6 protein-coding genes are annotated in these 12,549 nt (G+C 64.3%); all 6 read left to right on the top strand.

Annotated features, from left to right (window positions below):
* Positions 1–6 precede the first annotated feature (6 nt).
* The 6 genes from AC1Q5B_RS19140 to AC1Q5B_RS19115 all read left to right on the top strand — a co-directional run bounded on the left by AC1Q5B_RS19140 (position 7) and on the right by AC1Q5B_RS19115 (position 11,874).
* Positions 7–2,592 carry a S9 family peptidase gene (locus AC1Q5B_RS19140; protein ID WP_492633030.1) on the top strand — a complete coding sequence of 862 codons (2,586 nt, stop codon included), beginning with the start codon at positions 7–9 and terminating at the stop codon, positions 2,590–2,592.
* Between the two features lie 166 nt (positions 2,593–2,758).
* Positions 2,759–4,990 (top strand): hypothetical protein, encoded by a 2,232-nt coding sequence (locus AC1Q5B_RS19135; protein WP_492633029.1) that lies wholly within the window; start codon positions 2,759–2,761, stop codon positions 4,988–4,990.
* 26 nt (positions 4,991–5,016) lie between these two features.
* Positions 5,017–7,419 carry a S9 family peptidase gene (locus tag AC1Q5B_RS19130; protein WP_492633028.1) on the top strand — a complete coding sequence of 801 codons (2,403 nt, stop codon included), beginning with the start codon at positions 5,017–5,019 and terminating at the stop codon, positions 7,417–7,419.
* Between the two features lie 92 nt (positions 7,420–7,511).
* Positions 7,512–7,745, top strand: a complete 234-nt coding sequence (locus AC1Q5B_RS19125) for a hypothetical protein (protein WP_492633027.1) — start codon at positions 7,512–7,514, stop codon at positions 7,743–7,745.
* 273 nt (positions 7,746–8,018) lie between these two features.
* Positions 8,019–11,231, top strand: a complete 3,213-nt coding sequence (locus tag AC1Q5B_RS19120) for a S8 family serine peptidase (protein WP_492633026.1) — start codon at positions 8,019–8,021, stop codon at positions 11,229–11,231.
* A 10-nt stretch (positions 11,232–11,241) separates the two neighbouring features.
* A complete protein-coding gene (locus tag AC1Q5B_RS19115) occupies positions 11,242–11,874 on the top strand; it encodes a GNAT family N-acetyltransferase (protein WP_492633025.1) in 633 nt (210 codons plus the stop codon).
* Positions 11,875–12,549 lie beyond the last annotated feature (675 nt).

Here is a 12,549-nt window from a genome sequence, read left to right as displayed (position 1 = left end):
TGCAGCATGAAGAGCAAAGTCGTAACAACCCGTTATCGCAACGGCGATTCGACCAGAGGGTTGACCTGCTTTCTCTGGATGGCGATGTCGGCGCTATGCGCGGTGATGTTCGCGTCGGATCTGCTGGCATCGAGCAACGCGAAAGCCGGCAGGCCGTTCCAGATAGACGACATCTTCGAGATCGAAAGCCTTGGCCGCTACTACGGAGGGCCGTACTCGTTCTCCAGCGAGGGCACACTCGCCTTCGCACGTGTGCGCCCGAAGCGCGAACTGGCCAATTACAAGTGGGAATACCTGTGGGGAAATGCCGGCAGCGATGTGTGGCTGCAGTCCGGCAACGCGGCTCCGATCAACCTGACGCGCGGTATCGAGGACGGGTCTGGCTGGTGGGCACCGGAATGGTCGCCAGACGGCCGTTACCTGGCGATGCTGTCCACGCGTGGCGGCAATGTGCGTGCCTGGGTATGGGATGCGCAGGCGCGTCGACTGAAGCTGCTCTCCGAACGGGGCGTGGACACCGCCAAGATCCACGCGCGGCCTTACACCTGGGTAGACGGCGGGCACCTGCTGTTGCCCGTGCTGGCCGACGGCGAGCAGCCGCTGGGGATGCGCATCGAACTGGCGACGCCCCAGATCGCCAGTCGCGAATGGCCGAAGGTCGTCGCCGGCAGGGAGATCACCGCCAGCGTACTGGACAGCGGCGTGCCTGCAGATCTCTCAACCCGGCCTCAAGGTCAGCTGCTGCTGGTCGACGTGGACGCCGGAACGTCCTCACGCGTGGTCGAGGGCAGCACCCTCAACCTGCAGGTGTCGCCGCGCCGCGATACGGTTGCGTTCGTGCGTACGATCGGCATGTATCGGCCCCGGCAAGGCGAGCCGCTTCCTCTCGCCGCGTCCGATACGTACGAACTTGGACTGGCCACGCTAGCCGGCGAGCGCATCCGCATCGACGGTCCCAACAGCCCCAATGTGCTTGGCGATTCGGTGCGCTGGTCGCCGGATGGCGCTCACCTGGTGTTTCTGGGCTATCCGGGCGCGGCCCGCAGCGGGTCGCCTTCGTTGTACTACGTGGACGTGCGCGCACGGACTTCGACGGTGCGCTCGCTGGGTGACCTGGACGCTTCCGCCATCGTGCGCGAGAACGAACAGATCGAATGGACCGATCAAGGCGCGCTGCTGCTGTATGCCGCACGTCGTGAAGGCAATCGTGCTCCGGACGTGACAGCGCGTCGCGACTGGTGGTTACTGGAGCGCCAGGGCGACCCGCGCAATCTGACCGCGTCGATGGCCAAAGCGCCGTCGGAGCTCTGGGTCGAGCCCGGGCATGGCAGTTTCGTCGGCCTGGCCGGTGGCGACCTGTGGCGCATCCGCGCCGATGCGCCTGCGCAGAACCTCACCAGTGGCTTTGCGCCGCCCATCGCATCGCTGCAGTGGCCTGTCTATGGCAACAACGGACAGGAACAATGGCCGCGCCAGAGCGCGACGTACCGCGTGCTGGTGCTGGAAGCGGGTGAAGGCGACGCAGCGAAACCTTTCGCCTTGGATCTGGTCAGCGGACGCATCGACGCGCTGAGGACGCCGGCGCCACGCGCCAAGCTCAAGGCCTTCGACCCCGACAGCGGCGATGCGCTGTTCCTGCGCAACGACAGTGAGGGATTCCACTTGTGGCGCAGCGTCGCCGGAAGTCCGCGCGTGGTGAAGCTGATCGACGCCAATGGCTTCCTCAATGCGATCACACCGGCCGACGCACAACGTTTCAGCTACACCAGCCTCAGTGGCCAGAAGCTGGACGCGTGGCTGCTGTTGCCGCCCGGTCGCCGCAAAGGCGAACGACTGCCACTGTTGACCTGGGTCTATGCCGGTTCGATGGCGCGCACCACGCCGCCTTCGATCGCCGATCTGGCCTCGGCCAGTTCCTTGAACATGCAGATCCCGGTTGCGCACGGATATGCGGTGCTGGTTCCCAGCATGCCGCTAGGCCCGGAAGGCGCGGCGGACGATCCGATGTTGCGCTTGCCCGAAGGCGTGCTGCCGGCGGTCGACAAAGTGGTGGAAATGGGCATTGCCGACCCCAAGCGGCTGTATCTGATGGGCCAGAGTTTTGGTGGCTACTCGACCTACGGGCTGGTCACGCAAACCGATCGCTTTGCCGCGGCTGTGTCGCTGGCAGGCCTCTCCAATCTGATCAGCCTCTATGGCCAGTTCGATGCTCGCCAACGCTATGGCGACTACCCGCAGGAAAACCTGTTCCAGATGGCGCTGAGTGAATCGGCGCAGATCCGCATGGGCGGTCCGCCATGGGAGGAACTGAACCGCTATCTGCGGAACAGCCCGATCTTCCAGGTGGATCGCGTCAACACGCCGTTGATGATCGTGCAGGGCGATATCGACTACGTCGCCATCCAGCAGGGCGAAGAGTTCTTCAACAGTCTCTATCGCCAGGGAAAGCGTGCGCGCTTCGTGCGCTACTGGGGCGAAGGCCATGTGCTGGAAAGCCCCGCCAACATCCGCGACATGTGGCAACGGATCTTCGCCTGGTTCGACGGCTTTCCGGAGGCAGGCACACAGACGCGCGCCTCGCCGGAGACGTGACCGGTTCGCGCGCGGCACGCGGCACGCTGCAGGTAGGGAGTTTCCGTTCCGCACCGCCCTTGACCATAGAACGGTGTGCGCAGCCGGCATGCACCACCACCCCCGCTGACATCGCATGAGGAAGGACATGGGCCTGAGAGAGAAGATCGGGGCGAGGAGCCTGTGCGTGATCACGGCATGCCTGCTCTTCGTTTGGTCGTCGCCGGCGACGCATGCTGCGCAGCGCGTGGGCGCCACGGTGCAGGATGCGATCGCCATGGTACGCATCCAGCATGGCGTCACGCCCGAGGACGATGTCGCGGCCATTTCGCCGGATGGGCAGCTGGCGGTGTTCGTGACCTGGCGTGGCGATCTTGCGCGCAATACCAACGTCTACGAGCTGAGGCTGATCGACCTGCGGAAACCCCTGGCGATACGTCCATCGCGCATCGCACTGACGCGTGAGTTCCCGGGCGAACGCCGCGACCAGCAGGCCTCGCCGATCAGACAGCTGCGCTTCGTCCGGGACGGCAAGGCGATCGCTTTCCTCGGCCTGGACAAGGCCGGCATCGCCCAGGCCTACCTGCTCGATCTCTCGAGCGGCACCGAAACCCAACTCACGCATCACGCCAGCGCCATCCGAACGTTCACCGTCGGTCCGGATGGCAAGCTGCTGGCATTCTCGGCGGTGGTGCTGCCGGAAGACGGCAGTGCGAAGCGTATCGAGGAGGACGGCGTTTTCCTGTGGGATACGGACGTCTTCCCGACTCCGTCCAAGTTCATGCTGATCTCCCCCGCCCTGTCCCGCCTGGATGGATGGAATGCGATCCGCCAGTACTTCCTTGTCGAGGGCGGGCAAAACCGTCTCATCTTCGATACCCGGCAGAGCCGGCCTGCACAGCCGCTTGATCTGAAGGACGAGAAGGTGGCCGCCGCGCCCACCCAGTCGCTGGTCGACGACAGCAGCTTGCCGTTCTCCGTGCTTCCGGCCTCGCCGGACGGCAAGCATCTTCTGTTGTATCCGTACCAGCTGACCGAACATCCGATGCATCCGGAGAAGTACGCCTACTACCGCGCGTCGCACATGAATGCGTACACGCATCGCACCGCTCCGCTGGTGGGCGTGGTCGACGTGGCGACCGGAAGGATCCAGCCGCTGCTGGATGCCCCCAGCCCACAATTCGAACGCTACGAAAGCGGGGCGCCGTTGTGGTCGCCCGACGGCAAGTCCGTGATCGTCTATACCCTGTCGCCGGAACGCCCGGCCGATCCACCCTCGTGGGTCGAAGTGGACGTGCGCACGCGCCGGGTATCGGCACTGGGGCTGGAGAAGGATGCAAGGCCGCTGGGCTGGACGGACGCAGGCCGGGCGCTGGTGCTGAGCCGCAAGGGCGAACAGTTCGGCAAGATCATGCGTGCGGGTGGTGGCGGTTGGGGCAAGGCTGTCTACCGCGATGCCGTCAAGGGTTTCAACCCGGACTGGTCCGTGGCGAGCAATGGCAACGTCGTGCTGGGCGTGCGGGATGGGTTGAGGGCGGCGCCGGAACTGGTCGCCTTCGATCCGGCAACGCAAACCAGTACACCGCTCACCGATCTCAACCCGCAGCTGGCGTCGGTCAGCATGGGCGAGATCGTGCCTTATCACTGGCAGGACACGCCGGACGCACCGGCGAACGGTTTCCTGGTCAAGCCCGTCGGCTACCAGCCGGGCAAGCGCTATCCGCTGGTGATCCTGCTCGACGATGGAACACTGCGGAAAGAAGGCGAGCCCTATCTGCTCGACGGTGCCTGGCAGCTCAGCGGGCACGCTACGCAGATGCTGGCGGCCCACGGCTTCATGGTGCTTTACACGCGTGAGCCTTCGATGCGCGACGTGGTCGAAACACCCGCCGAAGGCGAACGCATCCGCACGTACACCGAAGCCGCTGTGGCCAGGCTGGACCGCGATGGATTGATCGATCCTTCGCGCATTGGCATCGCCGGTTGGAGCCGTGCGGGCTACTACGTCTCGTACCTGCTGATCCATTCCTCGATCAGGTTCGCCGCCGCCAGCAATATCGATGGCGGTGCCTCCGAATACACCGACCGCATGCGTCCTTTCACCGACGAAGAGCTGAAGCGGGTGAGCGCGCCGGTCCTGTTCAACTCGCATGGCCTGTGGAGCCTGGTCTACCACGGTGCGATGGCCGATCGCCTGCTGGCGCTGGGGCGTCCCGCGGACATCCTGTACTTCCAGGGCGCATCGCATTCCACGACGCGGCCACAACACCGCTTGCGCTCGCTGGGTAGCAACATCGACTGGTGGCGCTTCTGGCTGATGGAGCAGGAGGATCCGGATCCTGCCAAGGCCATGCAGTACAGGCACTGGCGTGGATTGCGTGCGTTGCAGGCGGAGACGATTGACGGGGGTGGCAAGTGAACGCGTCGCACAAACGGAAAGCCTGCATGTCAATCGCCATCGGATACGTGTTGACGGTCTGCCTGCTGGCGGCGCCAGTATTCGCAGCGCCGGTGCGTGCCGATCCAGGCAAGGAATCGCCGGACGCGTTTCCCTACGAGCTCGCGTTCACCGCCAACGAGTTTCCGTACGAGGAGAGGCCGGTGGCCTCGCCCTCGGGCGATCGTGTGGCCTACGTCGTGATCACGCCACCAGCCACACAGCCGCAGGACGATCGTTTCCTGCCCAACGGCACGCCTACCACCGCCAACGGTGCGCGGCTGTATGTCGTATCGGCGGACGCGCGCTCGGCCAGTACCTCCGCCCCTGTCTGCGCCGGGAGGGGCAACCAGTGGTCGCCCTCTTGGTCGCCGGATGGCAAGCGGCTCGCGTTCTACTCCGATGCCGACGAGCGCGTGCACGTGTGGACGTACGAGCCGGCGAACGGCGCCTGCCAACGGGTGTCGGAGGCGGTGGTGCGCGGCAGCGTTTTCTCGGGGTCAGAACCGCGATGGTCGCCCGACGGCGCGGCGCTGTATCTTCCGTTGGATCCGGATCCTCCCGCGGCTTCGCCTGCGGCGACGGCGCAGGTCCGGGAGGCAACGTCCGGCATCGCGAAGACGGAGGCGATCGTCCATTTCGGCGGTGGAGAGGCGGACGAGCCGGTGAAGCAGACGACCCGGATGGGTTCGAGCGACGCCTTCATGATGCGCTACTACAGCGCGACGCTCGCGGCGATCCAACTGCGCGACGGTCAGGTGCGAGCGCTCGTCCCCGCCGGCGACGAGACGCGACCCAACCGGTTGGACGTATCGCCATCCGGGCGCTGGGTCAGCTATCTGTCGGTCATCTATCCAAAGGAAGAAATTTCTGCTGCGTACCTGACCGATCTGCAGGTGGTGGCGTCGGTCGGTGGCGCACCGCAGAAAATCGCGGCGGGGCTCACGTCGTCCGAGCATGGCGTCAACTACACGCGTGCCGACTATCGCTGGCATCCCGTCCAGGACCGGCTGTTCTATCTCAAGGATGGCGGGCTGTGGTCGTTGGATTTCACCGGCAATGCTCCCAGTGCGCCGCGGCGGATCGCAGAGGAGCTCGGCGAACTCGCACCCGCGGTTCTCTACTTCACGGCCGATGGGAACGATCTGCTGGTGGGCGTCGATCCCAAAGGGATCGGCCGCGATCGCGCACCTCAGGCGCTGGCGCTGATCCCGCTGTCCGGGGGGGGAGCGCCACGGCGTCTCCCGCTTCCAAGCGAAACGGAATGGCAGTTCCTCGATCTGGTGCGTGCCAACGAGAACGTTCTCTGGCAACCGGATGCGCGCCAGTTCGCCGTCCAGTTGCGCGAACGCAGCACCGGCGAGCAGGCGATCATGCGCATCGACATCTTGTCCGGTCGGCGCAGCACGCTCTCGAAAGGCATGCACAGGACCTACCGGTTCGTGTCGGGTGGCGACCATGCCAGGCTGCTGGGCATTTACGAAGACGTGGCGACGCCGCCCAACTTCTACCGCTTCTCTACCGGCGCCGTACGCGGCCAGAAGCTGACCACCATCGATCCACGCCTGGATGGGCGTCGCTACGGGTCGGCGGAAGTGATCGAAACACGCACGCCACAGCACGACGGGTCGCTGGCCACCGTACGCACGACCCTGTTGTTGCCACCCGGTGCGAAGAAGGGAGACAGGTTGCCGGGGATCGTGATGATCTACTCGGGCTCGGATCTCTCCACGCGTGCCAGCTACTTCGGCGGCGGCATGGGAAACACGGTGCCCAGCCAGGTGTTCACCAGCCGCGGCTACGCCGTCATCATGGCCAACATCGTGCTGGCGCCGGAAGGAACGCCCAGCCATCCGGCCGAGCAGATGACGGACGAAGTGCTGGCACAGGCGTATGCCGTGGCGGACGCCGGTTACGTGGACATCGACCGCCTCGCCGTGAGTGGCCAGTCGTACGGCGGCTACAGCACGGCGTCCATCGCCAGTCATACGAAACTGTTCCGGGCTGCGATCCCGGTGAACGGCACCTTCGACTTGGCCAGCTTCTACGCCGGCATGGACGACGGCGGCAGTAGCCATTGGATCCGCTGGGCAGAGAAGGGCCAGGGACGCATGGGCGAACCGCCCTGGGTCAACCCGCAGCGCTTCATGGACAACTCGCCGTTCTATCGCATCGACCGCATCCATACGCCCATGCTGATAGTCGCAGGCGAGAAGGACAGCACGGTCCCCTATGAAGAGTCCAAGAAGCTCTTCGTAGGACTGCGACGTCTGGACCGTCCCGCACAGTTGGCGATTTATGCCGGGCAGGGACACGTCATTGCGACCTGGGCCACGGAGAGTGCGGTCGATGTCAGCCGGCGCATGGTGGCGTTCCTCGACAAGCACCTGGGAGTAAGGCGGCACGACTGATCGCAACGACATTCCGGAGCGTGCCTACCGGGTAGGGTGCGCCGCCCGGATAGCGTCTATATCGATGTGCATCGCAACTCCTGGGAAGACCAGTGTCCATCAAGCGCGCGATCTTCCTTCTGTCCCTGGCCTTCGTCCTCGGCTGCACAAGATCGAGAGGCGATCAGGACGAAGGTGGCACGTTTCGAAAGCTGGTCCAGATGCCGGAGCTCTACTGGGAACGAGTCCGCGAGTGCAAGCTGAGGGAGTCGCGCAACGACGATACGGAATGCCGGGTCAGCCTTGAGGAAATCAAGGAGCGAAGGCGTGCAGAAGCCGACCGCTGAAAGTAGCGAATGGCAGAGCGCATTCGAAACCATGAACTTCGTACGGTGCGCAACGAGAGTACGCCACTGTGTCGATCGGCGGAAAGCTTGCGGCACGGGGCCTCCCGCTTGCCAAGGTCGGTGACTGCCTGGAACGGGTAGGGGATTGCATGATCGAGCCGTCCTTAGCAGTGAGACGGTGCTTTTTCTCTTCAGGGGATTGCAGTGACAATAATCAGCGGACTCACGTTCCATCTGGAAAACGGAACATCATTGCGGTCGCAGCTACGGTGGTTGCTGTTTCTCGTGGGCGTGGTGCTGGCTTCCAGTGCGCTGGCCAATCCCGCTTTCCGGCATCAGCTGGACAGCCGCGAAGCGTGGCTGGTGAATGCCGCGCCAGCGGTGGGTCTGGCAGTGGCCGCGGAAGCTGGCAAGAGCGCAGAAATCGAACGGCTCGTACGGCAGCTCGGTGGTCGCGTCGACTATGTGCATCGTCCCACGGACTTCGTCACCGCGGTATTACCCGTTGCGCAGGTGACACGGTTCCTTGCCGAGGCTCCGCTGGTGTCGTTTGCCGTGGAGAAGCGCGCCATCAGTGGCACCAATCCGCCTAATGGCTGGGAACCCAAGCCGGTCGCCGACACTGCCGTTTCGCCAGTGCGCAACGCTAGGCAGGATTGGCCGCGGCGCGAGGGCATGGCGCCGGTCGAACACCCTTATGACGTGCGCAAGGACATGGACGGCGAAGCGTTCGTAAAGCGTCATGCGGGCAATGACGGCCGTGGTGTGGTGGTCGCGCATGTCGAGTACTTTCCGGATTTCCTCTCACCCGAATTGCAGACTGCGTACGCGGCTGACGGCGCTGAAGTGCCGAAGTTCCGCGACGTCATCAACATCCCGGGCCTGGAACCCTCGCTGGATCCGGCGGCACCGCGGAAAGGCTGGTTCTGGAGCCACCGACTGAGTACGCCGGCGACCGCGCGCCAGGGCGCGATCACCGTCGACGGAACGCGGCACCGTGTGCCGGGAGCTGGCGACTACCGGATGGCACTGCTCGATCTGGAGAAGGAGACCGGCGCCCTGTGGGCCGCTTGGCCCGTGCTCGACAAGGCCTTCCACGGACGTCGGTATCCCGAGGGATTGAAACCCGAGGGCACGGGCGTCTACCTGCGTACGCGCGTGCTGTGGTCCCCGACCGACCGCATGCTGTGGATCGACACCGATCAGGACGGTGATTTCGATGACGAAACCGGTGTCCGCGAGTACGCAGGCTCGCAGCAGATCGGCGTGCTGGGACAGGACGATCCCGCCACCGGCCTGCGCGAAACGGTGGGTTACACCGTCCAGATCGATGGCGACTACGTCTCGGTCAACATGGGCTTCGGTTCGCACGTCACTGCCGTGGCGGGCGCGCTGGCCGCCAGCCTTGGGGACAAGGGCAGGATCCAGGGCGTCGCGCCCGGTGTGCAGTTGGTGGCGATCAACGCCAACGAGGATGTCAGCGGGTTTTCGCGCGCCATGATCGCCGCCTACGAGCATCCGGCCGTGGACATCGTGCTGATCGAGGGGCATAGCGCCATCACCACGCTGCATGAATTGGGCGTGGATGGTGGCTCGCTGATCGGCGTGGTGCTCCGCAGGCTGCAGGTCCTGCACGACAAGCCGACCCTGTTCACGGCTTTCAACACGCCGGGCATGTCCACCATTTCCGATGCGACGGTCCCGGACAATGTGCTGTCCATCGGCGCCTACCAGAGCGCGGACGCGGTCTATGCGAACTACGGCATCCACGTCCGATACCAGGACGACCTGCACTGGGTCGGCTCGGAAGGGCCGGCCGGCAATGGCGGGCTCAAGCCCGACTTCCTGTCGCCTGCGAATCCGACCAGCCTGGAGCCGGGCAACGTCGACCGCGACGACGGCGGAAAGCGCGCCGGTGTATTCCGGATGATCGGTTACGGCATCTGTGGCGGTACGTCCTGCGCGACGCCGGTAGCGACGGGCGCCGCAGCGCTTCTGGTCGGCGCCGCCAAGCGCGAAGGTCTTCCGGTCAGCGGTACTGCCCTCCATCGTGCACTTCGCGACAGTGCGCGACCGCTGCCGCGATTCCCGGTCTACAAGCAGGGACGCGGACTGGTGCAGATCGACGCGGCCTGGCAGCGACTGCAACAGATCGCACAGGAAACGCCGGAGACCATCCTCGTCTCCGCGCCGCTGAAGACCGTGATGAGCCCTTGGCAGCATCCGCAGGACACGGGCCAGGGCCTGTTCGAGCGCGAAGGCTGGCAACCGGGCCAGAAGGCCGCGCGTACCGTCGTGCTCACGCGTACCAGCGGCCCCGCGACCCCGGTGCGCTATCGCCTGCAATGGCGCGGCGATACTGCGGCGTTCCGCTCGGCCGCAGACGTGGTGTTGCCGTTGGACACGCCAGTGCCGGTAGACGTGCACGTGGACGCCCCGGAAGAGAAAGTCTACAGCGCACTGCTCGAACTGCGTCGCGATGGGCTGGCGGGGCCGGCGGCCGTCGTGCCGGCCACGATCGTGGTGCCGCATCGTTTCACCGCGCAGAACAAGTTCCAGGTGGAGCAGACGTTCGAACTCGACCGTCCCGGAAGGACCAATCTGTTCTACGACATACCAGAGGGCGTCGGTCTGCTGCGTTTCCAGATGACCGATGGACGCAAGGAGATGAGGTCCTTCATGCATGCGCCCAACAACTGGCAGGCGGCCTCGACGTTCATCGTCGAGGACGGCGGGCAGGACCTGGTGACGCCCATGCCCGGCAGCTGGCAGATGGCGTTGATGGACACAGGCGACCTGTTCGCGCAGGACTGGTCGGTGGTGCCCGGCACGGTGCTACCGCGCACGAAAGTCGGCATACGGACGTCGCTGTTGTCGGTGGATGCTCGCTTCACGGGACAGGAGGTCGTGCTGAGCAACCGGGGAGCCGCCTTCGATGGCCACCTGCGCAGCCAGGCGTTGGCCGCGCAGCGGAGCGAGACGATCGTGCTGTCCGCCGTAGGCGAGGCCGAGCGCACGCTGACCGTGGCCGAGGGCACCGAGCGCCTGTTGCTCGAACTGGCGCCACAGGCAGGAACCGATTCGGTCTGGATGAACCTGTACTCGTGCGATGCCGATACCTGCACGCGGCAGGGCGATACCGACATCACCGGCGGTCAGAAGCGCATCGTGGTGGACCAGCCGAAGGCCGGTACATGGAAGCTGGTGGTCACGCACCACAGTGGCGCGCCCGGGCAGGTCGTCCTGAAGGAGACCCGCTCGCACCCCGATTTCGGCATGCTCGCCAGCACGGATGCACCGCACAAGCGCGACGTCGGCGCCGAGTGGCGCGTGCCGGTCAACGTATGGCGAAGGAGCGCGGCTCCTGCCGGTTACGTCCCTGCGGTAATGCTGGATGTGCAGGTCGCGGGTTTTGGAAAGCAGCCACCTGCGTCGGTACTGGTAAAGGCCATCGCCCAGGACGCTTTTTCAGCAGCAGTGAACTAGCGCGAAGAGCATGCATCGGAGAGAAACCCTTGTTGCGATTCCCCGAGAAAACCTAGAAAGACATCGCCTCTCCAATCCCCTGTTGCCCTGGTCAAGCCAGGGCATTTTTTTGAGGTCATTCATGCAGGCGCGTGTACTCGTTCCGGCAGATTCGAAACGGTATCTGGATCTGAGGACCAAGGCCTCGATAGAAGAACCCGATGCGATGACGTTCGATGTGGAGCAGGAGCTTGGTCAAGCCAAAAAGGGGCGCCCGCTGCCTCTTCTCCAAGAGGGGCAGCCCCGGGTGCATTGGGGTGTCGAACATCGTGAGGGTCTTGTCGGGGTACTGGCGGCCTCGCGAAGGTTCAATGTCGTTCTCCGGAGCCACATCTGGTTGTGGGGAATCCATGTGCTCCCACGCTATCGGGGAACTACCGTGTCCCGTGAGCTCATGGAGGCCGCCATCCAGTGGAGTGACGGGGAGCCTTGGCAAGACAGACTCATGAGCGGATTTCCGGCGCACAGCGTGCGCGCGCGACGATTGCTAGAGCGATGGGGCTTCCAGCCGATCGATGACAAGGAGCGCGAGCAACGTATACCCGGCGTCCCCTTGGGGTATGTGGTGATGGAGCGCCCGCGTGCCAGCCGTACTGAGCGCTAGCCAAAGAAGAGACAGCGGGCGAAGACCGGAGTGGGATAGCAGGCTGCCGCCAAGAAGTTCCAAGCAATCTGCAAAAAAACAAGTCAGTGGACACATCGCTTGCATGGCGGTTCTTTGCGAGAAATCGTTCCAACGTGTCCGCTCGTGGCCGGTAGCGGACATCAGAGTCAAAAGGGCTGGAGTATGCTTCCCGCGCCTCCCAGCCCACCCAAGCATTTGGGTCAAGATCGCGCCAGATTCCCTTACGGAGCCGTCGCTTTCCGCGCCGGCCACTAGATTTATCACCCAGCGGACCTACAGATAGACTGACGATGCTCGCCTCATCGTCCTCAGTGATCAGTGCTTTCGGCTACTTTACGTAGCGGCGGTAATCTTCCTTGTTCTCGTGCCTTCAGGGCTGATGTGTGGCGCGCTCAAAGCCTAACAATTCATTCAAGCCGACGCCGCTTCGCGGCGCGGCTTAATTCAGGCGTTAGGGCTTTTTGGCCGGGGGAAGTAGTTTATCGATTCCTGGATTTTTGCCGACCTCATACCATCCGATCTTCGTACTCACAATCGTACCGCGCACTGGATTCGATGGCTTGGGCCGGGTCGTTCTCGCTGGCACGCATTCACTGGTTGCGGATGGACAGTACCAGCATCCGTTCGCGGTGCAGACATCAACTTCACCCTTAT

Source organism: Pseudoxanthomonas sp. GW835-FHT14C01 (assembly GCF_058793715.1).
Note: the sequence above shows the minus strand (reverse complement) of the source record. Positions and strands in the feature narration are given on the sequence as shown.

What these genes read in the sequence shown, in the direction of transcription:
- AC1Q5B_RS19140 (WP_492633030.1), top strand. Translation starts at nt 7, where the DNA reads ATGAAGAGCAAAGTCGTAACAACCCGTTATCGCAACGGCGATTCGACC.
- AC1Q5B_RS19130 (WP_492633028.1), top strand. Translation starts at nt 5,017, where the DNA reads ATGTCAATCGCCATCGGATACGTGTTGACGGTCTGCCTGCTGGCGGCG.
- AC1Q5B_RS19115 (WP_492633025.1), top strand. Translation starts at nt 11,242, where the DNA reads ATGCATCGGAGAGAAACCCTTGTTGCGATTCCCCGAGAAAACCTAGAA.